General features: G+C 68.2%; 23 protein-coding genes. 4 read left to right on the plus strand and 19 right to left on the minus strand.

Annotated features, from left to right (window positions below):
* The first annotated feature begins 33 nt into the window (after positions 1-33).
* Both uca and FOC84_RS19885 read left to right on the plus strand, forming a co-directional pair.
* Entirely contained in the window at positions 34-3,666 is a 3,633-nt protein-coding gene (uca, locus tag FOC84_RS19880; RefSeq protein ID WP_173145944.1) for an urea carboxylase, read from the plus strand.
* A 2-nt stretch (positions 3,667-3,668) separates the two neighbouring features.
* Complete coding sequence (locus tag FOC84_RS19885) at positions 3,669-4,418, plus strand: GntR family transcriptional regulator (RefSeq protein WP_173145945.1); 750 nt, start codon at positions 3,669-3,671, stop codon at positions 4,416-4,418.
* Here the strand turns inward: FOC84_RS19885 and FOC84_RS19890 are convergent.
* From FOC84_RS19890 to FOC84_RS19970, 17 genes are all read right to left on the minus strand, one after another.
* On the minus strand, positions 4,415-5,230 hold the full coding sequence (locus FOC84_RS19890) for an anti-sigma factor family protein (protein WP_173145946.1): 816 nt from the start codon (positions 5,228-5,230) through the stop codon (positions 4,415-4,417). The two genes, FOC84_RS19885 and FOC84_RS19890, sit on opposite strands and share 4 nt — an antisense overlap.
* Before the next feature lies 1 nt (position 5,231).
* A complete protein-coding gene (locus FOC84_RS19895) occupies positions 5,232-5,744 on the minus strand; it encodes an RNA polymerase sigma factor (RefSeq protein ID WP_042794858.1) in 513 nt (170 codons plus the stop codon).
* A gap of 30 nt (positions 5,745-5,774) precedes the next feature.
* Entirely contained in the window at positions 5,775-6,143 is a 369-nt protein-coding gene (locus FOC84_RS19900) for a COG4315 family predicted lipoprotein (RefSeq protein WP_173145947.1), read from the minus strand.
* A 100-nt stretch (positions 6,144-6,243) separates the two neighbouring features.
* The gene (locus tag FOC84_RS19905) at positions 6,244-6,708 is read right to left on the minus strand and encodes a GNAT family N-acetyltransferase (protein ID WP_173145948.1); all 465 of its coding nucleotides are present in this window, start codon (positions 6,706-6,708) and stop codon (positions 6,244-6,246) included.
* A gap of 107 nt (positions 6,709-6,815) precedes the next feature.
* A complete protein-coding gene (locus FOC84_RS19910; RefSeq protein ID WP_173145949.1) occupies positions 6,816-7,859 on the minus strand; it encodes a phosphotransferase in 1,044 nt (347 codons plus the stop codon).
* Positions 7,856-9,079: an acyl-CoA dehydrogenase family protein gene (locus FOC84_RS19915; protein ID WP_173145950.1), complete on the minus strand. Its 1,224-nt coding sequence runs from the start codon at positions 9,077-9,079 to the stop codon at positions 7,856-7,858. The genes FOC84_RS19910 and FOC84_RS19915 overlap by 4 nt, the downstream gene beginning before the upstream one ends.
* Before the next feature lie 14 nt (positions 9,080-9,093).
* Positions 9,094-9,855, minus strand: a complete 762-nt coding sequence (locus FOC84_RS19920; protein WP_173145951.1) for an SDR family NAD(P)-dependent oxidoreductase — start codon at positions 9,853-9,855, stop codon at positions 9,094-9,096.
* Positions 9,856-9,889: 34 nt separating this feature from the next.
* A complete protein-coding gene (locus FOC84_RS19925; RefSeq protein ID WP_173145952.1) occupies positions 9,890-10,282 on the minus strand; it encodes a RidA family protein in 393 nt (130 codons plus the stop codon).
* Between the two features lie 19 nt (positions 10,283-10,301).
* Positions 10,302-11,174, minus strand: a complete 873-nt coding sequence (locus tag FOC84_RS19930; RefSeq protein ID WP_173145953.1) for an alpha/beta hydrolase — start codon at positions 11,172-11,174, stop codon at positions 10,302-10,304.
* An 18-nt stretch (positions 11,175-11,192) separates the two neighbouring features.
* Positions 11,193-11,906 (minus strand): ABC transporter ATP-binding protein, encoded by a 714-nt coding sequence (locus FOC84_RS19935; RefSeq protein ID WP_173145954.1) that lies wholly within the window; start codon positions 11,904-11,906, stop codon positions 11,193-11,195.
* Positions 11,899-12,678, minus strand: a complete 780-nt coding sequence (locus FOC84_RS19940) for an ABC transporter ATP-binding protein (protein WP_173145955.1) — start codon at positions 12,676-12,678, stop codon at positions 11,899-11,901. Before FOC84_RS19940 ends, FOC84_RS19935 begins: the two co-directional genes overlap by 8 nt.
* Positions 12,671-13,687, minus strand: a complete 1,017-nt coding sequence (locus FOC84_RS19945) for a branched-chain amino acid ABC transporter permease (protein WP_173145956.1) — start codon at positions 13,685-13,687, stop codon at positions 12,671-12,673. The genes FOC84_RS19940 and FOC84_RS19945 overlap by 8 nt, the downstream gene beginning before the upstream one ends.
* A gap of 11 nt (positions 13,688-13,698) precedes the next feature.
* Positions 13,699-14,577: a branched-chain amino acid ABC transporter permease gene (locus FOC84_RS19950; RefSeq protein ID WP_254241714.1), complete on the minus strand. Its 879-nt coding sequence runs from the start codon at positions 14,575-14,577 to the stop codon at positions 13,699-13,701.
* Between the two features lie 26 nt (positions 14,578-14,603).
* Entirely contained in the window at positions 14,604-15,509 is a 906-nt protein-coding gene (locus FOC84_RS19955; RefSeq protein ID WP_173145958.1) for a hypothetical protein, read from the minus strand.
* 15 nt (positions 15,510-15,524) lie between these two features.
* A complete protein-coding gene (locus FOC84_RS19960) occupies positions 15,525-16,454 on the minus strand; it encodes a ferritin-like domain-containing protein (RefSeq protein ID WP_088142367.1) in 930 nt (309 codons plus the stop codon).
* Between the two features lie 64 nt (positions 16,455-16,518).
* The gene (locus FOC84_RS19965) at positions 16,519-17,700 is read right to left on the minus strand and encodes an ABC transporter substrate-binding protein (protein WP_173145959.1); all 1,182 of its coding nucleotides are present in this window, start codon (positions 17,698-17,700) and stop codon (positions 16,519-16,521) included.
* Positions 17,701-17,773: 73 nt separating this feature from the next.
* Entirely contained in the window at positions 17,774-18,619 is an 846-nt protein-coding gene (locus tag FOC84_RS19970; protein ID WP_173145960.1) for a GntR family transcriptional regulator, read from the minus strand.
* A gap of 101 nt (positions 18,620-18,720) precedes the next feature.
* Here FOC84_RS19970 and FOC84_RS19975 point away from each other — a divergent pair, with 101 nt between their 5' ends.
* Both FOC84_RS19975 and FOC84_RS19980 read left to right on the plus strand, forming a co-directional pair.
* Complete coding sequence (locus tag FOC84_RS19975; RefSeq protein WP_173145961.1) at positions 18,721-20,010, plus strand: hypothetical protein; 1,290 nt, start codon at positions 18,721-18,723, stop codon at positions 20,008-20,010.
* Between the two features lie 36 nt (positions 20,011-20,046).
* Positions 20,047-21,684 carry an acyl-CoA synthetase gene (locus FOC84_RS19980; RefSeq protein WP_173145962.1) on the plus strand — a complete coding sequence of 546 codons (1,638 nt, stop codon included), beginning with the start codon at positions 20,047-20,049 and terminating at the stop codon, positions 21,682-21,684.
* Positions 21,685-21,706: 22 nt separating this feature from the next.
* Here the strand turns inward: FOC84_RS19980 and FOC84_RS19985 are convergent, their stop codons facing one another.
* Positions 21,707-23,098 carry a DUF1501 domain-containing protein gene (locus tag FOC84_RS19985; RefSeq protein ID WP_173145963.1) on the minus strand — a complete coding sequence of 464 codons (1,392 nt, stop codon included), beginning with the start codon at positions 23,096-23,098 and terminating at the stop codon, positions 21,707-21,709.
* Positions 23,095-24,660, minus strand: a complete 1,566-nt coding sequence (locus tag FOC84_RS19990) for a DUF1800 domain-containing protein (RefSeq protein ID WP_173145964.1) — start codon at positions 24,658-24,660, stop codon at positions 23,095-23,097. Before FOC84_RS19990 ends, FOC84_RS19985 begins: the two co-directional genes overlap by 4 nt.
* Positions 24,661-24,758: the final 98 nt, after the last annotated feature.

The following is a 24,758-nucleotide window of genomic DNA, read 5'->3' on the forward strand; positions in this document are numbered from 1 at the left end:
GATAACCCCCGCAAGACACCTGGGAGTCGCACCGTGTTCGATACCGTTCTGATTGCCAACCGCGGCGAGATCGCCGTCCGCGCCATCCGCACCCTCAAGCGGTTGGGCATCCGCAGCGTGGCCGTTTACTCCGACCCGGACCGCAATGCCGCCCACGTGCGCGCAGCCGACGTGGCCGTGGCCCTGGGCGGCGAAAAAGCCGCCGACAGCTATCTGCGCATGGACCTGCTGCTGGCCGCCGCCCGCGCGCATGGCGCGCAGGCCATCTACCCCGGCTACGGCTTCCTGTCCGAAAGCGCCGAGTTCGCGCAGGCCTGCGAAGACGAGGGCATTGCGTTCGTCGGCCCCACGCCCTTGCAGATCCGCGAGTTCGGCCTGAAGCACCGTTCCCGAGAACTGGCGGCCGCGGCCGGCGTGCCGATGACGCCGGGCACGGGCCTGCTGGACAGCCTGGGCGCCGCGCTGTCGCAGGCCGAGCGCATCGGCTATCCGGTGATGCTCAAGAGCACGGCGGGCGGTGGCGGCATCGGCCTTTCGCGCTGCGACAGCGAGGCCGAGCTGACCGCGGCCTTCGATAGCGTGCAGCGCATGGGTGAGCACTTCTTCAGCGACGGCGGCGCCTTTATCGAGCGCTACGTCGATAACGCGCGCCACGTCGAGGTGCAGATTTTCGGCGACGGCGCCGGCCGCGTGCTGGCCCTGGGCGAGCGCGATTGTTCGGTGCAGCGCCGCAACCAGAAGGTCATCGAAGAGACGCCTGCGCCGCTGCTGCCCGCCGCCACGCGCCAGGCGCTGCACGCCGCCGCGGTGCGGCTGGGCGAGTCGGTCAACTACCGTTCCGCCGGCACCGTGGAGTTCATCTACGACCCGGCGCGAGACAGCTTCTATTTCCTGGAGGTCAATACCCGTTTGCAGGTCGAGCATCCCGTGACGGAAGCCGTCACGGGCCTGGACCTGGTGGAGTGCATGCTGCGCGTGGCCGCGGGCGAAGCGCTGGATTACGCCGCCATGTCGCGCGCGCCGCAAGGCGCGTCCATCGAGGTGCGCCTGTATGCCGAGGACCCGCTGCGCCAGTTCCAGCCTTCGCCGGGCGTATTGACCGATGTGTTCTTTCCCGAAGGCGTGCGGGTGGACGGCTGGGTCGCGACCGGCACCGAGGTGCCGGCGTTCTACGACCCCATGCTGGCCAAGCTGATCGTGCATGCCGACACGCGCGAGGCCGCGCAGGACAAGCTGGCGCACGCGCTGGCCGGCACGCGCCTGCACGGCATCGCCACCAACCTGGACTATCTGCGGCAGATCGTGGATGACGCGCGTTTTCGCGCCGGCGAGCTGTCCACGCGCTTCCTGGAGACCTTCATCTACCGGCCCGCGGCGATCGAGGTGCTGGCCGCTGGCACCTACACCAGCGTGCAGGACTACCCGGGACGGGTGGGCTACTGGGACATCGGCGTGCCGCCCTCGGGACCGATGGACGATTACGCCTTCCGCATGGCCAACCGCATCGTCGGCAATGCGCCCGACGCAGCCGGCATCGAGGCGACGCTGGTCGGCCCGACCTTGCGCTTTCACGGCGATGCCATCGTGGCGCTGACGGGCGCGGCCTGCGCCGCCACCCTGGACGGCGAACCGGTGCCCATGTGGACGCCGCTGGCCGTGCGTTCCGGCCAGGTGCTGGCGACCGGCCGCGCGCTGTCAGGTTGCCGCAGCTATCTGGCGGTGCGCAACGGCCTGGACGTGCCGGTCTATCTGGGCAGCCGTTCGACCTTCGCGCTGGGCCAGTTTGGCGGCCATGCCGGCCGCACCTTGCGCGTGGGCGACATGCTGCCACGGATCCGCCCGGAGCTGGCCAGTAATGCCGCCGAGCCTGTGTCCGAGCCCCAGGCAGCGCCCGCAAGCTTGATCCCAGCCTATGGCAACACCTGGGAGATCGGCGTGCTCTACGGCCCGCATGGCGCGCCGGATTTCTTCCAGCCCGAAGCCATCGAGGCCTTCTTCGCCGCGGACTGGGAAGTCCACTACAACTCCAACCGGCTGGGCGTGCGCCTGATCGGCCCCAAGCCCGCCTGGGCGCGGGAGGACGGCGGCGAGGCCGGCCTGCATCCGTCCAACATCCACGATTGCGAATACGCCATCGGCAGCATCAACTTCACCGGCGACAGCCCCGTGATCCTGACGCGCGACGGTCCCAGCCTGGGCGGATTCGTTTGCCCCGTCACCATCGCCCGCGCCGAACTGTGGAAGGTAGGGCAGGTCAAGCCGGGTGACCGCATCCGCTTCGTGCGCATCGACTATCAGCAGGCGGTGGCGCTGGAGGCGGCGCAGGACCGCTGCGTGGCCGAGCTGTCGGCGCCCGCGCAGGCCGGGCGGACTGTGGCGCCGGCCGCCGTGGCGGAACCCATCATCGCGGCGCTGCCGGCCGAGGGCGCACGCCCTTCGGTTTCCTACCGCCAGGCGGGCGACGGCTACCTGCTGCTGGAATATGGCGACAACGTGCTGGACCTGGCGCTGCGCATGCGCATCCATCTGCTGATGGAGGCGCTCAGCGCCGAGCCCATCGCCGGCGTGCTGGAACTGTCGCCCGGCGTGCGTTCGCTGCAGATCCGCTACGACAGCCGCGTCATCCTGCAAGGCGCGCTGATCGAGCGTCTGCTGCGGATCGAGACCGGCCTGGCCGACGTGGCCACGCTCAAGGTGCCTACCCGCGTGGTCTATCTGCCCATGGCGTTCGAGGACTCGGCCACACTGGGCGCGGTGCAGCGCTACCAGGAAACCGTGCGCGCCAGCGCGCCATGGCTGCCGAACAATGTGGATTTCATCCAGCGCATCAACGGCCTGGCCAGCCGCAAGCAGGTCCGCGACATCGTGTTCGACGCCAGCTACTTGATCATGGGCCTGGGCGACGTGTATCTGGGCGCGCCCTGCGCGGTGCCGATAGATCCGCGCCACCGCCTGTTGACGTCCAAGTACAACCCCGCCCGTACCTACACGGCCGAAGGCACCGTGGGCATAGGCGGCGTTTACATGTGCATTTACGGCATGGATTCGCCCGGCGGCTATCAACTGGTCGGACGCACCTTGCCGATCTGGAACAAGTTCCTGAAGAATCCGGTGTTCCAGGATGGCAAGCCCTGGCTGCTGCGCTTTTTCGATCAGGTGCGCTTCTATCCGGTGACCGAGGCCGAACTCGACCTGCTACGCGAGGACTTCCGCGAAGGCCGGGCCACGGTCCGCATCGAGGAAGAGGTGTTCGACTTCGCCGCGCACCAGCGCTTCCTGGCGCAAGAGGCCGACAGCATCGCCGCGTTCCAGACGCGCCAGAAGAGCGCCTTCGATGCCGAGGTCGCCTTATGGAAAAGCGAGGATGCCGCGGTGGATCAGGACGCGGCCGCGCCCGAGCCCGAAGCCGGGCCGGCATTGAAGGAAGGCGAAAGCCTGGTCAGCGCCGACATGTGCGGCAACATCTGGAAGATCCCGGTGCAGGTGGGCCAAAGCGTATCGGCCGGCGACACGCTGGTGGTGGTCGAGGCCATGAAGATGGAGCTGTCCGTCATCGCGCCCGCTTCGGGAACCGTGGTCGCGATCCGCTGCGTGCCCGGCAAACCGGTGAACGCGGGCGACCCGCTCATCGTGCTGGCCGAAGACGCGACCTGCCCCGTGGCCTGACCATGCGCCTGGAATCCGTGCAGGCCGCGCCGGCCATCCGCCAGGCGCCGGCCCTGGCCGGCTCGCTGGCCGACCAGGTCTACCAGCGGCTGAAGGACGACCTGTTCGACTTCCGCGTGCTGCCGGGCGAGCGCTTTACCGAGGCCGAGGTGGCGGCGCGGCTGGGCGTCAGCCGCACGCCGGTGCGGTTGGGACTGGCGCGGCTGGAGCGCGAGGGCTATGTGCTGCCCCGTCCGCGCAGCGGCTGGCAGGTGCGGCCTTTCGACTTCGAACGCTTCGAGGCGCTGTACGACGTGCGCGTGGTGCTGGAGCAGGCCGCGGTGGAACGGCTGTGTGCGCGCGAGCACATGGACGAGGGCGGCATCCTGGGCGCGCTGAAGGACGTGTGGCTGGCGCCGCCGCGCCAGCGCATCCTGGACGGGCGGCTGGTGGCGCAGCTGGACGAGGCTTTTCATTGTTCGCTGGTGGCCGCCGCAGGCAATCCCGAGCTGGCGCAGATCCATCGCGACGTGACCGAGAAGATACGCATCGTGCGGCGGCTGGACTTCACCAAGGATTTCCGCGTGGACGCCACCTACGACGAGCACGCCGCCATCCTGCGCGCGGTGCTGGCGCGCCGCGCCGACGAGGCCGCGCGCATGCTGCGTTCGCATATCGGCATGAGCCGCGCCGAGGTGCGCAAGATCACGCTGCACATGCTGCACCAGGCGCGCGAGCACGCCGGCGGGCGGAGCCTTGCGTCTCCGGATTAGCCCTGCAGCTGCTGGTAGACCTCCTGCGAGACGCGCAGCAGCTCATCGCGGCTGACTGCGCCGGACAGCGCATAGCCGAACTGTCCTTCGACCCAATAGAACACACGCACCGGACCTTCCTGGGTGAACTGGAAGGCGGTTTGCCCGCCGGCGGCCTCGCGGGTGACGTACAGCGTCAGGCGCTGGCCGTCGGCCGCGCCGTACATGAAGAGCGCCACCGGCCCCGCGCCGCCGGGCAGCAGACGGCCGCCCACCAGTTCATAGCCGGCCTGCGACAGGGACGGCGGGCGCATGGTCGCGCCCATGCGCTTGGTCAGCCAGGTGACCAGGCCTTTCTCGTTGTCGGCGCCGACTTCCACGGGCCGGCCCATGTCGGGCGCGTAGACCGCGTGGGCGATGGCGGCGCGCTGCGCATAGCCGCCCGCGATGCGCTCGGGCGCGGCGGTCGCCAGCGCGGCCTGCAACTGGCGGGCGTCCATGGCGCCGCGCGTGATCCAGGCGGCGCTGGCGCTGACGGCGGCGATCGCCACGCCGGCGGCCAGGGCCCGCCAGGGCCAGGGGTTCGCGGGCCGCGCCAGGGGCAGGCGCAGCGGCAGCGGCTCGTCCAGCACCGGGTCCAGCATGGCGTGCAGCAGGCGCCGCTGTTCGCGCCATTCGTCGACGCGGGCCTGGTCCTGCGGATGCGCGGCCAGGAAGGCCTCGACCTCGGCGCGGCGCGCCGGCGGCAACTGGCCGTCCGCATAGGCATGCAGGTCGGCTTCGGTAATCGGGGTGCCCGCGCCGGGCACCGCATGGAGGTGTTTTTCGTTCATGTCATTTCACGCGATGGAGCTTGCTGACGGTATCGCGCGCCTGCATCAGCGCGCCCAGCTTTTCGCGGGCGCGCGACAGGCGCGACATGACCGTGCCCATCGGCACGTCCAGTATCCGGGCGGTTTCCTGATAGGACAGGTCCTCCACGCATATCAGCAACAGCACTTCCCGCTGTTCGGCGGGCAGGGCTTGCAGGCAGCGGTCCAGGTCGCGCACCTCCAGGTGGTCGGTCTGCGTGGCGCGCACCGGAGCGTCGGGCAGTTCGCCCAGGGCGGTCTGTTCGGCCCGCCGGCTGCTGGCGCGCACGCCGTCGATGAAATGGTTATGCATGATGCCGAACATCCAGGCGCGCAGCTCGCCGCGCCGCTGCCAGCGCGAATAGCGGCTCCATGCGCGCTCCAGCGTGTCCTGGACCAGGTCGTCGGCCCGGTGGGGGTCGCCCGTCAGCCCGCGGGCATAACGCCGCAGGCTGGGGATGCAGGCCAGGATCAGGGCTTCGTCTTCGGCGCGCATGGATGGCTGCGTTGGATGGCGGGCACCGTATCAGGGCTTGGCGACGTGCCAGATTTCCTTGAAATTGTCGCCGGTCTTGTCGCCCGCCTTGGCGTCCTTGGCGAACGTGTACAGCGGCTTGCCCTTGCTGGCCCATTGCTTGCTGCCGTCGTCGCGGGTGATGACGGTCAGGTCGCCCATGGGCTTGGCGTCGGCGCTGGCCATGACCGGCGGCCAGATCTTGGCGCATTGGTCGTTGCAGGCGCTCTTGCCGCCGGCATCCTTGTCGAAGGTGTAAAGCGTCATGCCGGCGCTGTTGACCAGCATGCCGTCCTGGGCCTTGACGGCCTGGGCCTGGGCGCCGGCCGAAAACAGGGCGGCGGCGGAGATGGCCAGGGCTGCGGCGATGTGTTTACGCATGGTGTGCCTCGTACGTAGATAGGGAAAGTGGGAGACTGCCCCCTACAGACGCTGCCGGTTCCGGCTTTATTCCAGCCGGATTGAAAGAAGTTGCAAAGGGTCAGCCGGCCGGCCGGACCGCGCCGGGTTCATGACGCATTTCATATTCCAGGTCGGTCTCCTCCACGGGGATGAAGCCCAGCGCTTCATAGAGGCGCCGGGCGGGGCTGCCCTTGAGCACGCTCAGGGTGACGGGGACGCCTTCGGCGTCGGCTTCGTCCAGCACGCCTTCCAGCAGGCGGCGGCCCAGCCCGCGGCCCTGGAAGGCGGGGTCGATCTGAATCTGCACGATGCGCCAGCCGGCCGGGTCCCGGCCATGCTTGAACAGGCCGGCGGGCCGGCCGTCCAGCCAGACGATGCGGGCATCCTCGAAGCGGTAGCGGATGCGGGCCAGATGGTGGTCGTCATCCAGCGGCGCGCCCGCGCGCTGCAGGTGTTCCTGCATGGTGGTCTTGCGCAGGGTGAGCAGGAAGGGCAGGTCGTCTTCGGTGGCGGGTTGCAACGCCAGGGAGCAGGTCTGGTTCATGGAAACGGGGGAAGTAGGGGGGGGGCGTCCGGCTACCGCGCCGGCCCGATTATCAGGTTATAGAGCGGTTGCGCTCCGGACGCCAGCCCGCCGCCGGCGTCCGCCGTTCAAGCCGCGCCGCCGTTGCGGGCGCACTCCCAGCCCAGCTCGGCCAACGGTTCCACCTTGGCGCCCATGGATAGTGCGTCGTCGGCGGCGGCGTTGCCGCTCGAGGCGCGCGCGGCAACGCCCTGCAGGATGGCGGCCATGCGGAAGAAACTGTAGGCCAGGTAGAAGCCCCAATCGGACACGCCGGCCAGCCCGCGCGCCCGGCAATACGCCGCCACGGCCTCGTCCTCGGTGGGGATGCCCAGCGCGCCGAGATCGGATCCGGCCACGCCGCGCCACAGCTGCGGCGATACGCGCCAGCACATGCAGTAATACGCCAGGTCCGCCAGCGGGTGTCCCAGCGTGGAAAGCTCCCAGTCCAGCAGGGCCAGGGCGCGGGGCTCGGTGGGGTGGAAGATCAGGTTGTCCAGCCGGAAATCGCCATGCACCAGGCGGGTTTCGTCGCTGGCGGGAATGTTGCGGGGCAGCCAGTCGATCAGCGATTCCATGGCGGGCAGGTCGGCGGCCGGCCGGCTTTCGCGGTATTGCCGCGTCCAGCGCGAGATCTGGCGCGCGTAGTAATTGCCTGGACGGCCGTAGTTTTCCAGACCCAGGGCCACGTAGTCCAGCTCATGCAGGGCGGCAAGGACGCGGCTGGTTTCCGCGTAGATGGCGCTGCGCTCGGCCGGCTCCAGGCCCGGCAGTGCCGGGTCGACGAAGCTGCGGCCCTGCACGTAGTCCATCAGGTAAAAGGGCGTGCCGAGCAGGCTGTCGTCGGCGCAATAGTCCAGCATGCGCGGCACGGGCACCTCGCTGCGCTCCAGCGCCCGCATGACCTGGAACTCCCGGTCGATGGCGTGCGCCGAAGGCAACAGCTTGCCGGCGGGCTGCTTGCGCAGCACGTACTGGCCGCGGGCAGTCGTCACGACGTAGGTCGGATTCGACTGGCCGCCTGCCAGACGGCGCAGCGCCACTTCCTCCGTCCGCCCGGCGTACCCCGCGCGCACCAGATAGGCGGCCAGCGCGTCGTGGCCGGCGATCCCATCTTCCGACGCGCCCGTCACGATTGCGCCCCGCTTGGTTCCTGCGCCTGCCAATGCCAGAAGTCGTCGCCTTCGTCCATCAGGAATCGCGCCAGCACCATCTTGTGCACTTCCGAGGCGCCATCGACCAGCCGGGCCTGGCGCGCGTAACGGTAAATCCAGGCCAGGGCGGTATCGCGGGAATAGCCGCGCGCGCCGGTCAGCTGGATGGCGGTGTCGACCGCCTTGTGCAGCGTTTCGGAGACGACGATCTTCGCCATCGAGACTTCCTTGCGCGCGTAGCTGCCCTGGTCCAGGGCGACGGCGGCGCGCATCGTCAGCAGGCGGCCGACCTCGATCGCCATGGCGCATTCGCCCAGCATCCATTGCACGCCTTCGCGCTCGGCCAGCGCGGTGCCGAAGCTCTGCCGGGTCGCCACGTAGTCGCGCGCGATCGCCAGGGACCGGCGGGCCAGCCCCAGCCAGCGCATGCAATGCGTCAGCCGCGCGGGGCCCAGGCGGATCTGCGTGACCTTCAGGCCGTCGCCCACGCCGAGCAGGCGGTTCTCGTCGGGGATCTCCAGTCCGTCGAACACCAGTTCGCAATGGCCGCCGTGTTCCTCCGGGCCCATGATGGGGATGCGCCGTTCGATGCGCCAGCCGGGCTGGTCCGCGTCGAAGAGAAAGGCCGTCAGGCCCTTGCGCGGATCATCCGAAGTCTTGGCCATCAGGATGAAATGCTGCGCCACGCCCGCGCCGGTGATGAACCACTTCTTGCCATGCACCCGCCATTTGCCGTCTTGCAGGGTGGCGGTGGTGCGCATCATCGATGGGTCGGAGCCGCTGCCCGGATGCGGCTCGGTCATGGCGAACGAGGATCGCACCTTGCCGTCCACGATGGGTTGCAGCCAACGCGCCTTCTGCGCCTCGGTGGCGACCTTCTCCAGCACCATCATGTTGCCGTCGTCGGGCGCCGCGCTATTGAACACCACGGGTCCGAAGATCGACACGTTCATTTCTTCGTAGCAGGCCGCCATGCCGACGCGCGACAGGCCCTGGCCGCCGCGTTCGCGCGGCATCTGCAGGGCCCACAGCCCGGCTTCTTGCGCGCGGCGGCGCAGCGGCTGCAAGACTTCCTCGCGGATGTTCTCGTGTTCGTCGTAGGAGGACGGGTCCGCCTCCACCGGCAGGATATGCGTCTCGACAAAGGCCTTGATGCGCAGGCGGTAGCTTTCGATTTCTGGTGTGAGGCTGAAGTCCATGTTGCGTCCCGGAGTCAAAGCGTGGAAACAAGATGCCCGCCGTCCACCACCAGGACCGATCCGGTCATGAACGAGGAGGCATCGGAAGCCAGCAGCAGCAGGGGAGCCGACAGCTCCCGCGCCTGCCCGAGCCGGCGCTGCGGCACGCGCCGGATCAGCGCCTGCCCCGCGTCGCTGGCGAAGAATTCGCGGTTAAGGTCGGTTTCGATGTAGCCCGGCGCCAGCGCATTGACGCGGATGCCGTGGCGCGCCCATTCCAGCGCCAGGGCTTGCGTCAGCTGGATCAGGGCGGCCTTGGAGGCGGCGTAGGCGGGCACCTGCTGGGCCACCCGCAGCCCCAGGATGGAGGCGATGTTGATGATGCTGCCGCCGCCATGCGCCTGCATATGGCGGCCGGCCGCCTGCGCCACCCGCCAGGTGCCGTTGAGGTTGACGTCGATCACGTCCATCCAGTCGGCTTCGGTGTGTTCCAGCGCCGGGCGGGCGGCGGTAATGCCGGCGTTGTTGACCAGGATGTCGATGGCGCCGCCCAGGCGCTCTGACGCGGCATCGAACAGGCCGGCGACGCTGTCGGGCTGGGTCACGTCCAGCGCGATGGCGCATGCCTGCCGGTCCGTGGCCGCCAGTTCCGCGGCCAGCTGCTCGCCGGCCTGCAGCCTGCGTCCGGCCAGGGCCACGTGCGCGCCCGCGGCGGACAGAGTGCGCGCGAACTCCTCGCCGAGTCCGCCGAAGGCGCCGGTCACCAGGGCCCGCTTGTTGCGTAGGTCCTCGAACATGCTCACTCTCCTTCGGGCGATGCCGCCACGGGGGTCATGCAGGCTTGTACGCCGACGCTTCCACTTCGATCAGCCACTCGGGCCGCGCCAGGGCCCGCACCACGACCAGCGTCGCGGCGGGGCGGGCCTCGCCCAGATAGGCCAGCCTGACGGGACCGAGCAGGGGCAGCTGGCTTTCGTCCGTGATGTAGGTCACGACCTTGACCAGATCGCCGGCATGCATCCCCGCGGCCTCCAGCATGGCCTGGATGTTGCGCCAGGCGGCATGGGCCTGGGCTTCGAAGCCTGGCGCGAGCACGCCCTCGGACGATACTCCCACCTGGCCGGCGATGTGCAGCCAGCGCCCGGCGCCTTCGGTCAGCACGCCCTGGCTGTAGGGGCCCAACGGGGCGCAGACGCCCGCGGGATTGAGTGGTTGGCCTGCCATGGGGACTCCTCGTGAAAGATCAGGCCCGGCCCGCGCCTGACAGCAGCAGATCGAGCGTCTTGTTGAACAGCGGATAGCCGTCGCCGGCGAAATCGGTCAGCAGGTCGAAATGGTTGCGCTGCGGTACCACCAGGTTTTCGACCGCGTGGCCGTGGCTGGCGCAATGTTGCGAGAAATCCCGGCTTTGCCCGCGAAAACCCTCGGTTTCCAGGGCGCCGGCCGCGAACACCATGGGGACTTCGTACAGCGTGGCTTGCTGGTACAGCCCCAGGCGGCGGGCTTCGGCCGCGCTCATGTGGAGATCGCGGTTGATGGAAGTGCGCAGCAACGGTTCCAGATCGAACAGCCCGCTCAGCCCCACATAGCCGCGTATCCTGCCCGCCAGGGCGGGCACCAGGTCGCGGCGCAGCGCGCGGGCGGCCATGTGCCCGCCGGCGGAGTGGCCGGACAGCACGATGCGGCTGGCGTCGTAGCCGTGGCGCTCGCCTTGCGTGGTCAGCCAGGACACGGCGGCGCAGGCCTCGTCGACGATCTCGGAGACGCTCGCGTGCGGCGCCAGCGTGTAGTTGGGCAGCGCCACGGCCACGCCGCGCGCCAGGTATTCGTCGGCGATGAAGGAGAAGCCGTGCTTGTCCAGCGCGCGCCAATAGCCGCCGTGGATGAAGACCAGCAGCGGCGGCGCCGGCACGTGGCTGGGAACGAACAGGTCCAACACGCTCGAGGGCCGTTCGCCGAAGCGCAGGTCCAGGCGCGCTTCGCGCCGGCTGCGCGTGTCCGCGCTGCGGCGCGCGTAGGTAAAGTAGATTTCCTCGCGTTCGGGATGCCGGGCGCGCAGGTTGTACTGCGCTTCCTGCTCCGGATCGATCGCCTGCTCCTGGGAAGAAAACATCATCGCTTCACCTGTCTCCTGTCAGGCGCCCAGATAGGCAGCCTGTACCCGTGTATCGTCGCGCAGCGCCTGGGCGCTGCCCGAATACGCCACTCGGCCTTCCTGCAGCACGTAACCGTAGTCCGCGGCGCTCAAGGTCAGCTTGGCGTTCTGTTCGGCGATGAACAGCGTCAGCCCTTCCTGCTTGAGCCGCCGCAGCGACAGGAAAATATCCTTTACGACCAGGGGCGCCAAGCCCATGGAAGGTTCATCCAGCATCAGCAGGCGCGGGCTGCTCATCAGCGCCCGGCCTATCGCGACCATCTGCTGTTCGCCGCCGGACAGCGTTCCCGCCGCCTGCCGGGCGCGCTCGGACAGCCGCGGGAACAGGTCCAGGACGAATTCGAGGTTGCGGCGGAACTCCGCCTGGCGGCGCTGCTTCAGCAGCTTGTAGCCGCCCATCTCCAGGTTTTCGCTGACCGACAGCGGCGCGAACACGCGCCGGCCTTCGGGCACCAGGACGATGCCGCGGTCGACGATGCGGTCCGCGGGCAGCGCCTCTATCGCTTCTCCTTCGAAGCGCACGCTGCCGCGCAGGGGCCGCAGCAGGCCGCTCAGGCTGCGCATGACCGTGGTCTTGCCGGCGCCGTTGGCGCCGAGCAGGCAACCTATCTGCCCGGCCGGGATTTCCAGGCTGGCTTCGCGCAGCACGTCGCCAGCGCCATACGAGGCGCACAGATTGGTGATCTCAAGCATCGGGCATGTCCTCCCCGAGATAGGCCTTCAGGACCAGGGGATCGACGCGCACCGCGTCGGCCTGGCCTTCGGCGATCTTGCGGCCGTAGTTCAGGACCAGGATGTCGTCGCACAGCTGCATGACGAAGCTCATGTTGTGCTCGACCAGCAGCACGGTCACCCCGCTGGCGTTCACTTCGCGTATGACCTGGGCCACCTGCGCCACTTCGGCATGCGGCACGCCCGCGACCGGTTCGTCCAGCAGCAGCAGCACAGGGTCGGCGGCCAGGGCGCGGGCGATTTCCAGGATCTTGGCCTGGCCGAAACTCAGGTCCGCGGCCAACACGTCGGCGTGGCGGGCCAGGTGCAGCTGTTCCAGCCGCTGCATCGCGATGTCGCGCATCTGACGCTCGTCGCGGCGCTGGCGGGGCGTGCGCAGCATGCAGGCCCACAGGCCGGAACCGAAGCGCGCATGGCAGCCGACCATGACGTTTTCCATTACCGTCAGGTCCTTGAAGATCTGCAGGTTCTGGAAGGTGCGGGCGATGCCCAGCCTGACGCGCTGGTGCGGCGGCAGGCCCTGCACCGAGCGGCCGCGCAAGCGCACGTCGCCGTTGCCCGGCTGCAGCAGCCCCGCGACGATGTTGAACAAGGTGCTCTTGCCCGCGCCGTTGGGGCCGATAAGGCCCTTGATCTGGCCTTGCTTCAGGTCGAAGGACAGGTCGGCAAGCGCGGCCAGCCCGCCGAAATTGATGCCCAGATCCCGCACCGACAGGAAATCGTGATCAGCCATGGCGCACCTTTCCCTTCGTTGCCGCCACCGGGGATGCCGGCAGACGGGCTGAACGCCGGCACAGCCGCTGCGCCAGTCCCGCCAGTCCCCCGGGGAAGAACATCAGGACCAGGATCATGCCCAGCCCGAACAGCAGCAGCTCGACGTCATGGAAGGCGCGCAGCAGTTCCGGCACCGCGGTGTAGACCAACGCGCCGAACAGCGGTCCCCAGTACTTGCCCCAGCCGCCGACGGCAACCATGACCAGCAGTAGCACCGATGCGGAGAAGCTGAAGGTCTCGGGCGACGCGAACTGGTTGAAGTGGACGTAGAACGTGCCCGCCAGGGCCGCGACCGCGGCGCAGAGCACGAATACCGCCACCTTGAGCGCATAGGTGTTGATGCCCAGGCTGGCCGCGCCGACCTCGCTGCCGGCCACGCTGATCATGGCGCGGCCGATGCGCGAGCGGGTCAGGTTGAGGAAACCCCACATCAGCAGCAGGCCCGCGGCCCAGGCCAGGTAGAAGAAGCGCCGGTCGGTATCGAAGGCATAGCCCGCGACCGTGATGGATTCGACCCCCGACAGGCCGTTGGGGCCGCCGGTAAAATCCACCAGTTCGACGAACAGCACCGACAGGATGGCGTTGAATCCCAGCGTTGCCATCGCCAGGTAGTGACCCCGCAGCCGCAGCACGGGCAGGGCGATCAACAGCGCTGCCGTGCTTGCGACCGCCAGCGCGGCCGGAATGCTGACGAGCGCGGGAATGCCGTACTTGGCCGACAAGGCGCCGCTGACGTAGGCGCCCAGGCCGAAGAAGCCGGCCTGGCACATGGAGATTTGTCCGCAGTAGCCCATCAGCAAGTTGAGGCTGGCGATCAGCATCAGGTTGATGCTGAACGTCACCGCCAGGCCCACGGCATAGCTGTTCGGCGCCACCAGCGGAAACAGGAGGAAAAGGCCCCACAGCGCCAGCAGGATGCGCAGGTCGCGGCGCGCGCCGTCCCCGGGCGGATGGATTTCGGATTTCATCGTCACCCCCTTCAGACCTTGTTGATTTCGGCTTTGCCCAGCAAGCCCTGGGGACGGTAGAACAGCACCATCAGCAGCACGATGAAGGACAGCGCGTCCTTGTATTGCGAGGAAATCAGGCCGCCTCCCAGCGCCTCGATCACACCCAGCAGCACGCCGCCGAGCAAAGCGCCCTGCAGGCTGCCCAGGCCGCCCAGCATGGCCGCGCTGAAGCCTTTGAAGCCGAGCATGGTGCCGTGGTCATAGGAAGTGAAGGTCAGCGGCGCGATGATCACGCCCGCGATGCCGCCGGCCAGCGCCGCCAGCACGAAGGCCACCGTCACCGATCGCCGCACGTTGATGCCGACCAGGGCGGCGGCGTCGCGGTCGATGGCGGTGGCGCGCAGGGTCTTGCCCAGCAGTGTGCGTTCGAAGAAGAAATGCGTGCCCAGCATGAAGACCAGCGCCACCCCCATCACCCAGAAGCTTTGCGGCGGAATCTGCGCGCCGGCCAGCGGCACCGGGGTGTCGCCCGAAAACGCGGGATAGCCCATGGGGGTCTTGCCCAGCCCCAGCATCACCAGGCTCTTGGTGCAGATGGCCAGGCCGATGCTGAGCAGCGTCACCAGCAGGGGCGCGGGCTTTTTCAGCGGATGGATCACCAGGCGTTCGGACACGCCGCCCGCCAGGGCCACCAGGGCTACCGCGGCCAGGCAGGATAGCCATAGCGGCAGCTCGGCGACCGCGTAACAGGCGGCCGCCACCATGCCGCCCATCATGACCCATTCGCCCTGGGCGAAGTTGATGGCGTCGGTGCTCTTGAAGATGACGTTGAACCCCACCGCCACGATGGCGTAGATGCTGCCGGTGGTGATTCCGGCGACCAGCAGTTGGATGATTTGCGCGGACATGTCCATGGCAGGGCCCCGGCGCCGGCTCAGTTGGGCCGGCGCGTGGTAAGCGCGATGCCCGGCAATTCGACGCCGAACTCGGCCAGGCGCCGCGTCACCGTCTCCAGGTACGACCACAGGACCTCGTACTCCCGGTCGGCGGACGCGGCGCCCAGGCCGGCCTCGGCCGTCAGCGCGTTGGCCCGGCTTTCGGGGCCATCGGGTTCCGCCAGCCAGGGGCAGTGATAGCCGCGCAGTTCGACGTCGTTCAGATAGCCCGACACGGCCTGGGCCACGGCGGCGCGGTCGGCTTCGGACCAGGCGGCGGCGCGTTCGGCGACGTAGAGCCAGCCGAAGGTGGCGTGGCGCTCCTTGGCCTGGACGCACTGTTCCAGGATGCGGCGCGCCACCGGTTCCCTGGCGTTTTCCAGGTAGGCCCGGAACAGTTCCAGCTCCAGTCCGTCTTCCACTGCGGCATGGGTGGTGAAGAAGGCGTCGGCATTGCAGGCGGCATCCAGCACCTGGCGATGCCGGCATTGGTTGAAGATGGCTTCCTGCTGCGGGCTGGGCGGGCGGTTCAGGTAGCCGCCCAGCAGCGTGGCGTAGCGATGGAAGCACTCGATCTGCCAGGCTTCCTCGGTGTTGCGCACGGTCAGGAAGTACTTGGGGTCGGACTCGCGGCCGCTCTCCAGGCACAGGCGCACCAGCAGCGCCGGCGTTTCGCTCAGGCCCGCGTATTCCACCCAGGCGCGGCGGCTCCAGGTCAGGCGGGCCGCGTCGCGGACCCGCGCATCGAGCGCGCCGAGGTCCAGGCTGGCCCAGGGAATGTCCGTTTCAGGCGCCCAGCGCTGCTGTTTGCCGGTTTCGTACAGTTCGCGGATCGAGGTGATGGATTGCTTGAGCGTCAGCGGGAAGCGGCGCTCAACGGGAATTCTGGTCGTAGCTGCGTTCATGGCGGGTCCTCGGGTTCAGAATTCGCCGATCTTCGGGTGGTGCAGCAGGGGCAGGCGCACGCCCCAGGGCTCCATCTGGCGGCGCACGCGCTGCACTGTTTCAACGAACAGGGGCTTTTCCAGTTCCTCGACCGTGGAGCCCAGGCCGGCTTCCCAGGTGAGCCGGTCCACTTCCATTTCGGCGCGCGAGGCCGGGTTGTCGGGCGCCAGCCATGCGCTGTGATAGCCGTTGAGCTCGACCTTTTCCATCATGTTGATCACGGCGTTTTCCACCACCTTGATTTCGGCGGCGGACATCTGCGGAATGCGGTGGTCGAGGAAGCGCCAGCCGAACGCGCAGTGCCGCACCTCGTCGCGCATGATGCGGGCGCAGATCTGCTTGGCGACGGGGTCGCGGGTGATTTCGACCAGGTGGCGGAAGACGTCGAACGCGATTTCCTCGGCGGCGCAGACCAGCGCGGCGAGGATTGCCTCGACCGACACCTCGGGGTCCAGCGCCATCTTGCGCACGCCGTGCGTGGCGACGGAGCCCTGGTAGGCGGCCTGGGCCGGCTGCTCCATGTAGCCGCCGAGCGCTTCGGCCATGCGGTAGCAGGCTTCGGCGTGGCGGCTTTCTTCCTGCGAGCGGATGGTGAAGAACAGGCGCAGGTCGGGCTCGCACTTGTCGTGGCAGAAGCGGATCTGCAAGGCCGGGCTTTCCGAGATGGCGCCGTACTCGCTCCAGGCGCGGCGGCTCCAGTACTGGCGGGCCGCGTAGCGCTGCTCGGGCGTGTACTGCGAGGCGTCGAAAAGATGCCAGTCGATGTCGGTGCGCGGGTCCCACTGCTTGACCGTTGCCAGGTGGTAGAGATCTCGGATCTTGGGGATCCGGGTATCCAGATCCAGCGGAAAGATGCTTTCAGGATCGTCGAGGATCGTACGCGGCTCGGCGCTTGCTACGTTCATGACTGCACTCCCAGGTTTGCCGCGCCGGCGGCGCGCGTGAGTGGAGGTTGCGGAGATGGACTGCTTACTTGTAGTCGGCCAGCCGGAACTGTCCGTCCCGGTAGCCCAGCATGACGATGTCGTCCTTGGCCAGGCCGGAGTGGCGTTGGGGCGAGAAATTGAAGACCCCGCCCACACCCTGGTAACCGGTGATGGCGGCCAGCTGTTCGCGGGTCTTCTCCTTGTCGCCGCCGCTCTTTTCCAGCGCGGTGCGGGCCAGCATCATGGCGTCGTAGGTCTGGGCCACGAACTGATTGGGCTTGCGCTTGTAGCGGGCCTCGAAGCGCTTGCTGAGGTCCATGATGCGGGTCTTGATGGGATCGGCGTCGGGCAGGTCCTGGCCCACCGGGAACTTGACGCTGACCAGCAGCAGGTCCTTGACCGAGTCGCCCGCCAGCTTCATGTAGCGCTGGTCGACGAAGCCATAGCTATGCACCAGCGTCAGCTTGTCCAGGCCCAGCTGCTGCGCCTGCTTGATGAAAACCACGCCGGCCGGGGTGACGGTCCAGCAGATGATGGCCTGCACCGACGCGTTCTTGATGCGGGTGAGTTGCGGCGTCAGGTCGGTGTCGGCGGGGTTGAAGGATTCGTAGGTGATGTCGATGCCGCGCTTGGCGGCCAGCCGCTTCATTTGTTCGACGGCGCTCTGGCCGAAGCCGCTGTTGTCGGCCAGCAGGGCGGCGCGCTTGATGCCCTTCTTGTCGAAGTAGTCCAGCACCCGGTCGATCACCTGGTCGTCGTCCACGGTGCTCTTGAACACGTACTTGCGTTCCGCCACCGGCATCACGATCTGCATCGAACCCTCGGTGGAAATGAAGGGCGTGGCGGCCTTGTCCACCATCGGCACCATGGCCATGGCGATGCCGCTCATGTTGCCGCCGCCGACGATGATGTCCACCTTGTCCTGGGACAGCAGCCGCTTGGTGGCGTTGATCGCCTTGGCGGTCTGGCTTTCGGCGTCGTAGAACACCCATTCGACGTTCTTGCCGCCGATGCCTCCGGCGGCGTTGATGTCGTCGATCGCCATTTCCATGCCGGCCTTCATGTCTTCGCCGAGAAAGGCGGCGGGACCGGTCACGGACAGGATGGAGCCTATCCGCACCGCATCCTGCGCGCCGGCCGCGTGCATGCCCAGCATCAGCGCGGCGGCCGGAAGCGCAATGGCCGCGCGCCGCGAGAATTCCAGAAACGTCTTTATGCAAGTCATGGTGCTACTCCTGTGCCTGATGCGGGATTTGAGGGGTGCAGCAACTTCCACGAACAGCGAAAACGTCGGCGGTCTAGTTCTCCGTCGCGCCGGGTGGGTTGCGGAATTCGAGCGAGTCCGACACCTGGTCCGTTTTGCCTGCGCCGTTCTGCAGCGGCACGCGCACCGAGTACCGGACCTGGTCCGCGCGATAGTGGGAAAAACCGGACATGACCGGCTGGTCCTGCGTGTCGAAATACACCAGGTGCCGTGTCAGGATGGGATCTCCGGGCAGCAGGCTGAGGTAGTCGGCATGCTCGGCCTGCACCGCGCCGCCCTCGATCTTGAGGTTGCCGTAGGCCAGTTCGACCTGGTGGCCGATCAACTCCAGCAGGGAGCCGGCCTCGACCTGGGTGGCGTCGATGCGGGGGATGCGGTCGACGCGCACGTAGCGGTAGTCGATGGAAATCGGTACCAGCTGGACCGTGCGCAGGCGCAGGATGCTCCAGACCGGCGTGCCCGGCGTCACGTCCAACTGGCGCGCCACCGCGGCGGTGGCGGGTTCCTGGGCACAGTGCAGCACGCGCAGGCTCAGGGGGCGGCCGTGCGCGGACCACTGGTCGATGAAGTCCATGGCCGGGCTGAACTGCTCGTCGATCTTGGGGGCGCAGACGAAGGTCCCGGAGCCGCGGACCCGCCGCAGATAGCCCTCGTCCACCAGTTCCTGGATGGCTTGGCGGACCGTCATGCGGCTGACGTCGAATTGTTCGCTCAGCTCGTGGTCGGTATGAAAGCGGTCGCTTTCCTGCTGCCAGTTCAGGATCATCATCAGCACGCGCCGCTTGATCTGCACATAGAGCGGCAGAGGGGAGTCCCGGTCCAGCGCCACGGGGCTGCTGGAGACGGGGGACTCGCTGCGGACGTTCGTAAGGGTAGACATGACAGCTGGATTCCGGAATATGTATATAGGATTTGTATATTTGTCTAGTTAACTAGACTTTATGATATATTGATTTCGAAAGTCAAGTACGGATTAGCGATATGAATATTTCTACGCTCGACCTTGCGCTGGCGCTTGCGCCCCACAGCCTGGATGCCGTTCTGTCCTTTGATCAGCCCGCCTCGCTGGACCGGGCGGACGTGCTCATATGGAATCCGGCCGGCCTGTACCCGGTGCTGGAAGCGGCCTGCGAACGCGCCGATCCGCCGGTGCTGGGCGTGGGCGCGTCGGAATGGCTGCTGGCCACCAGCCGCCACTGGCGCGAGCAATTCAAGCGCCTGCTGGGCGCGGGCGGCACGCTGGTGGTGCTGGTGCCCGCGCCGCGCACGGTGGGCGTGCATACCCTGCAAGACATTCTTCCCTACGACTGGTCCGATCCGCTCTGGCCGCGAACGGTGCGCAGCCAGCCGATGGACGGCGATGCGCTGCCGCGCCAGGCGGGCGAGCCTTTCCGCACGCTCTTCACCGAAGCCGCGCGCTGTTTCCAGCCCTGCGCGACGCTGGCCGCGGCGCCGGGGGCGGGCATCCTCGAGGACGGCCAGGGGATGACGTTGGCGAGCTACGCCAGCGAACCGCCGGGCCGCCTGCTGCTGCTTCCGGCGCTGGCCTCGGATATGGCGCAGGACGAGGCGGGCGCGGCGCTGTTCCTGCGGGAGTTGCGCCGCTGCATCGAGCGCCTGGGCCAGCGCAGCGGCGTGCGCCTGGCGGGGTGGCTGGACCTGCAGCGCGGCCCGGCAGACGAGCAATTGCATGCCCGCCGCGCGCAGTGCCTGCGCGAGCGCCATGCGCTAGACCTGGAGCTGCAGGAACTGGATCGCGCCATGGCCGAGCGGGACTTCTTCAAGCAGCTGCTTGCCGGCGAAGGCCTGGGCGCGGGGCTGGCGGCCGCGGAAGTCTTCCGCCGCAAGAGCGTGCCGGTGCATGCGGATTGGGTCGAGAAAGACCTGCACATCGTCGAACTCGACCAGCGCAACCTGCTGCTCAAGGTGCGCCTGGCGGATGAGCCGCTGGACGCCGCGGCCCTGCGTCGGCTGGAAGAAGCCCGCTTGCGGGTGGCGGATTATTTCTCCCGGCCCACCTCCATCCTGGTCGCGGATTGCGCCGACAACGCCTTGCCTCCGTCGGCGCGCGCGCCGCGCCGGCAGGCCGTGCTGGAAGGCCTGGACGATGCCTATGTGCTGAATGGACTGCACCTGTATGGCTGGCATCTGCAAACTTCCGGCGACAGTCCCGACCGCCTGCTGCAGCGCTTGATGCAGGCGGACGCGGACCTGAGCGATTCCCTGCTGCGCGCGACGCTGCGCGGCCTGTCCCCGCTAGCCGGCGCCTGACGGGCGCGGTGAGCGTTTCGCTTCTGTGAGACTCCGATGCCCGCCGACACCCCCGACCATCATGTGCAGGATATCGAACGCAACAGCGCCAACCATCTGGCGCTTTCGCCGCTGACGTTCATCGAGCGCGCGGCGAAGGTCTATCCGCAGCGCACCGCCATCGTCCACGGCGCGCTGCGCCAGAGCTGGCGCGAGACCTATGCGCGCTGCCGCCGGCTGGCCAGCGGGCTGGCGCGCCTGGGCGTGCGGCCCGGCGATACGGTGGCCGTGATGGCGCCCAACATCCCGGCGTTGTACGAGGCCCACTTCGGCGTCGCCATGGCGGGCGCGGTGCTCAATGCCCTGAACACCAGGCTGGACGCGGAAACGCTGTCCTTCATCCTGGAGCACGGCGCGGCGGCGGTGCTGCTGACGGACCGCGAGTACGCGCCCGTCATGGCGCAGGCGCTGGCCAAGACCCGCAGGCGGATCCGGGTGGTGGACATCGACGATCCCGAATACGGCGGGCCGGGCGAGCTGATCGGGGAAATGAACTACGAAACGCTGCTGGCGTCGGGCGATGCAGCGGCCGAGTTTTCCTGGCCCGCGGACGAATGGCAATCGCTGTGCCTGAACTACACCTCCGGCACCACCGGCAGCCCCAAGGGCGTGCTGTACCACCATCGCGGCGCCTATCTGAATGCGATAGGCAACGCCTTGGCCTGCGATATGCGCCAGCATGCCGTGTACCTCTGGACCTTGCCGATGTTCCACTGCAATGGCTGGAGCTTTCCCTGGACCATCGCGCTATTGGCGGGAACCAATGTCTGCCTGCGGCGGGTCGAGGCCGGCGCCGTCTTCGACGCCATCCAGGCGCATGGGGTCGATTATTTCTGCGCCGCGCCGGTGGTGCTGGGCATGCTCATCAACAGTCCGCCGGAGATCAAGCGGCGCGCCGTCCGGCCGGTGCAGGTGCTTACCGGCGGCTCCCCGCCTCCGGCCGCCGTCATCGCGGCGATGGACGAGCTGGGCATAGACGTTACGCACCTGTATGGCCTGACCGAGAGCTATGGCCCATCCATCAGTTGCGCCTGGCATGAGGCCTGGAGCGATCTGCCTCTGGATGAACAGGCTGCGCTGAAGGCCCGCATCGGCGTGCGCAAGCACACGATGGAACAGGTCCGCGTGCTGGATCCCGCCACACTGGACCCCGTGCCGCCGGACGGCGTCACCGTGGGCGAGATCATGATGCGCGGCAATACGCTCATGAAGGGCTATCTGAAGAACCCGCAGGCCACGGCCGAGGCCTTCGCCGGAGGCTGGTTCCACACCGGCGATCTGGGCGTGGTGCACCCCGACGGCTACATGCAGATCAAGGATCGCGCCAAGGACATCGTCATTTCCGGCGGCGAGAACATCTCGACGGTCGAGGTCGAGGATGCCTTGTACGCGCATCCCGCCGTGCTGGAAGCGGCGGTGGTGGCGCGGCCGGATGCCAAGTGGGGCGAGACGCCTTGCGCCTTCGTCACGCTGAAGGACGGCTGCGCCGCGACCGCGGACGAACTGGCCGGCTTCTGCCGGGGACGCCTGGCGGGCTTCAAGGTGCCGCGCACCTTTGTGTTCGGCCCGCTGCCCAAGACCGCCACGGGCAAGATCCAGAAGTACCTGCTGCGCGAACAGGCGCGGCAGCTGTGAGTCCGCCGCCGCCGGCGCGGCCCTAGGCGCGCGGCAGCAGATCCAGGGCCTGCGCGTCGAAGCGCCGCAGGTTCGGGAACACCAGGCCCAGATCGTCGCGGCTGGCGCCGAACCAGCCGCCCAGAGACGCCCCGAGCTGGTCCACGGCCAGGGTCGGCAAGAGGCGGCCGTTGTCGACGAAACCGGGGCCGTCCAGGGCAATTTCCGGGTGGCTGCCGTAGTAGCGGCCGCCCTTGACGGCGCCGCCCAGCACGAAGTGGTGCGAGCCCCAGCCGTGGTCGGAGCCGTTGCCGTTGGAGCCCAGGGTACGGCCGAATTCGGATGCCGTGAACGTGGTCACCTGGTCCGCCACGCCGATTGCCGACAGCGCCTGCTGGAACGCGGCCAAGGCCTGGCCCAGTTCCTTGAGCAGCGCGGGGTGGGTGTCGTTCAGACCGGCGTGGTTGTCATAGCCGTTCTGCGATACGAAGAAGACCTGGCGGCGCGCGCCCAGCGCCTGCCGCGCCGCGATGATGCGGGCGACGATCTTCAGCTGCTGGGCCAGGGGCGTCGAGAAATCGCCTGGCACGGCCACGCCCGCGAGGGCCGCGCGCAGGCGCGCATCGGCGTCGATGGACTGCGCGGCGATGCGCGACATTTCGCGCTCCATCAGGTGTTCGCGCGGCTGCGTGATCAGCTGGCGCAGCAAGGCGGTGCAGGCGCTGGAGCCATACATGTCGCGGGTCAGCAGGTCCATTTGCGTCGAACCATGGATGCCCACGCGGTATCCGGCGATCTTGCGTCCGGCCAGCAGCACGCTGCTGCCGCCCGCCGTGATGCCCGTGAAGGTGCGCTGCGCGTTGGCGTCCGCGTACAGGTCCGTCAGCCGTCCGGCCCAGCCCGATGCCGCGCCCTCCGGCGCCAGCGCCTGCCAATACGATTGCTGGTCGTTGTGCGAGAACAGCTTGGGCGGCAGGGGCACGCGCGCGCCTATGTATTCCTGCTTGGACGTGGGCACCACCAGCGGGCCTATGTTCAGCAGCACCGCCATGTCGCCGCTTTCGTACAAGGGCTTGAGTGGCGCCAGCGACGGCGCCAGCGCGAACTGGGCGCCGCCGGGGGCGGGCTCCTTGCCGCGCAGCGCGGTGGCCTGCAGGGCGTTGCGCGGAAGCGCTATGTCGGTGCGCGCCTGGGCATAGGCCTTGTAGGCGGCCGTGTCGTAGGGTACCAGCGAGTTGTAGGGGTCGTTGCCGCCGTAGAGAAACACGCAGACCAGCGCCTTGTAGGAGGAGGCCGGCGCCGATTGCGCCGCGGCCGCGCCCAGGGCCGCCAGGTTCAGCGCCAGCGGCGCGGCGGCCCCGGAGGCGCCGAGCGCGCAGGCGCGCAGCAGGAATTCGCGGCGGCTGGTTTGCGCGGCGTGGCGGGAAGTCTTCATTTCTGCACCAGGTATTCGGGGCTGGCGGCCACCAGCATGATGGTGGCGCGCACGCGGTCGCGCGGCCGGTCCGCGGGTATCGTGGCCACTGCGCGCGCGATGCTGCCGGCGGTCTCGGCGGAATAGGCATCGCCCGCCAGCAGCAGCAGCACCCGGGCCACCAGCGCGGTCGGATCCTGCGCCAGCGCGATCTCGGCGGCGTAGGGCGTCTGCAGATCCTCCCAACCCCGGTCCACATAGATGGCCAGGAAGTTCAGGTAGCCGGCGATGCTGGTTTCATCGGTGATCTGCAACTCCGGCGCCACCAGGTGCTGGCGCGCCAGTTCGGTCACCGGCGGCACATAGCGCGGGCGGAAGAAATTGAAGACGCTGGCCGAGCGCATCGGGCTCTGGGCCAGCCGGATCGTGTTGTCAGTGGTGTCCGGCATGGCCCAGGCGCCGTTGTTGGAGGCGGCGCCGAACGCCCGCGCCCAGGCCGCGAAGCGCACGATGGGTTCGCGTACCTTGCCCCAGCCGGGCGCGGCCAGGTCAGGTTGGCGCGCCTCGGGGTCCAGCAGGACGGCGCGCACCACGGCCTTCAGGTTGCCGCGCGCGCCGCTACCGTCGTCATTGAAGGCGGCGGACACGCGCGCGACATAGGCGTGGCTGGGATTGCTGGTGACCAGCCGCTGGATCAGCTGGGTGCCAATGAAGGGCCCTACGTTGGGATGGGCGCAGATCACCTCCATGGCGCGCTTGAGCGACAGGTGGCCGTCGGTGCCCGCCGGCACCACCGCACCCAGAAAGCGCTTCTCGGCCAGCGAGTGCAGCGCGTTGTTCAGGGCCATGGGACGGCGGTGGAACTCCACGTCGGTTTCCGGACCGTTGATGTCCCAGCCGGTGAAGACCTTGGCCAGCCCCTGCACGTCGGCATTGGTGTAGGTTTCCACGGGCGCGCCCTGGACCATCCTGACGGCGCCGTCCGGTTCCAGTTCCAGCAGGCCGATGCTGAACAGCTGCATGACCTCGCGGGCGTAGTTCTCGTCGGGATGGCGGCCGGTCTTGGGGTCTTCCTTGCGGTTGCCGCGGTAGGTCAGCATGCAGCCCATGGACAGGTTGCGGGTCACGGCCGTCAGCAACTGCTGGTAGTTGCCCAGGGCATGCTCGGCCAGCAGGTCCATGAAGCCCGCGGCGCCGAACAGCGGCCAGGACGCGGTGATGGACGACACGCCCACCACGAAGATCTCCGACAGCGCGAACGCCACCCGCGTGCGCACCTGGTCCGGGGCGGAGATGAACTTGCGCCACAGCGTGGATTCCAGGGGCGCGTTGATGCCGTTGCCTTTGAACGCCTCGGTGTTCTTGCGTTGCTGCAGCAGCCAGTCGAAATGGGTCTGCGATGGCGGCATGGCCAACTGCGCGTCCAGCCAGGCCGCGTAGCCTTCGCGCACCACGGCGTCGATGTCGGCGGGCGTGGGGCCGAACGTGGCCTGCGCCAGGAAACGCGAGGCCTGGCCCGGGGTCGGTTTTGCGGGGGAAATATCGGCGGACTGCGGCGCAGCCGCTGACGGCGTAGCGGACATGCGCGGCACCTCGTCGAATGCGAAAACCTACGGTACTGAAGCCCGGCACGGGCTTCAATACCGTCATTCGGACGAGAGACTAGTCCAAAAGCATGAGA

Origin of the sequence: Achromobacter pestifer (assembly GCF_013267355.1) — a bacterium.
GTDB lineage: Bacteria > Pseudomonadota > Gammaproteobacteria > Burkholderiales > Burkholderiaceae_B > Achromobacter > Achromobacter pestifer_A.

Coding starts and splice junctions, on each gene's coding strand:
- FOC84_RS19935 (WP_173145954.1), bottom strand. CDS start 11,906: ATGCTTGAGATCACCAATCTGTGCGCCTCGTATGGCGCTGGCGACGTG.
- FOC84_RS19905 (WP_173145948.1), bottom strand. CDS start 6,708: ATGAACCAGACCTGCTCCCTGGCGTTGCAACCCGCCACCGAAGACGAC.
- FOC84_RS19980 (WP_173145962.1), top strand. CDS start 20,047: ATGCCCGCCGACACCCCCGACCATCATGTGCAGGATATCGAACGCAAC.
- FOC84_RS19885 (WP_173145945.1), top strand. CDS start 3,669: ATGCGCCTGGAATCCGTGCAGGCCGCGCCGGCCATCCGCCAGGCGCCG.
- FOC84_RS19900 (WP_173145947.1), bottom strand. CDS start 6,143: ATGCGTAAACACATCGCCGCAGCCCTGGCCATCTCCGCCGCCGCCCTG.
- FOC84_RS19985 (WP_173145963.1), bottom strand. CDS start 23,098: ATGAAGACTTCCCGCCACGCCGCGCAAACCAGCCGCCGCGAATTCCTG.
- FOC84_RS19890 (WP_173145946.1), bottom strand. CDS start 5,230: ATGAACGAAAAACACCTCCATGCGGTGCCCGGCGCGGGCACCCCGATT.
- FOC84_RS19975 (WP_173145961.1), top strand. CDS start 18,721: ATGAATATTTCTACGCTCGACCTTGCGCTGGCGCTTGCGCCCCACAGC.
- FOC84_RS19965 (WP_173145959.1), bottom strand. CDS start 17,700: ATGACTTGCATAAAGACGTTTCTGGAATTCTCGCGGCGCGCGGCCATT.
- FOC84_RS19895 (WP_042794858.1), bottom strand. CDS start 5,744: ATGCGCGCCGAAGACGAAGCCCTGATCCTGGCCTGCATCCCCAGCCTG.
- FOC84_RS19925 (WP_173145952.1), bottom strand. CDS start 10,282: ATGGCAGGCCAACCACTCAATCCCGCGGGCGTCTGCGCCCCGTTGGGC.
- FOC84_RS19940 (WP_173145955.1), bottom strand. CDS start 12,678: ATGGCTGATCACGATTTCCTGTCGGTGCGGGATCTGGGCATCAATTTC.
- FOC84_RS19960 (WP_088142367.1), bottom strand. CDS start 16,454: ATGAACGTAGCAAGCGCCGAGCCGCGTACGATCCTCGACGATCCTGAA.
- FOC84_RS19950 (WP_254241714.1), bottom strand. CDS start 14,577: ATGTCCGCGCAAATCATCCAACTGCTGGTCGCCGGAATCACCACCGGC.
- FOC84_RS19955 (WP_173145958.1), bottom strand. CDS start 15,509: ATGAACGCAGCTACGACCAGAATTCCCGTTGAGCGCCGCTTCCCGCTG.
- FOC84_RS19915 (WP_173145950.1), bottom strand. CDS start 9,079: ATGGACTTCAGCCTCACACCAGAAATCGAAAGCTACCGCCTGCGCATC.
- FOC84_RS19970 (WP_173145960.1), bottom strand. CDS start 18,619: ATGTCTACCCTTACGAACGTCCGCAGCGAGTCCCCCGTCTCCAGCAGC.
- FOC84_RS19920 (WP_173145951.1), bottom strand. CDS start 9,855: ATGTTCGAGGACCTACGCAACAAGCGGGCCCTGGTGACCGGCGCCTTC.
- FOC84_RS19930 (WP_173145953.1), bottom strand. CDS start 11,174: ATGATGTTTTCTTCCCAGGAGCAGGCGATCGATCCGGAGCAGGAAGCG.
- FOC84_RS19990 (WP_173145964.1), bottom strand. CDS start 24,660: ATGTCCGCTACGCCGTCAGCGGCTGCGCCGCAGTCCGCCGATATTTCC.
- FOC84_RS19945 (WP_173145956.1), bottom strand. CDS start 13,687: ATGAAATCCGAAATCCATCCGCCCGGGGACGGCGCGCGCCGCGACCTG.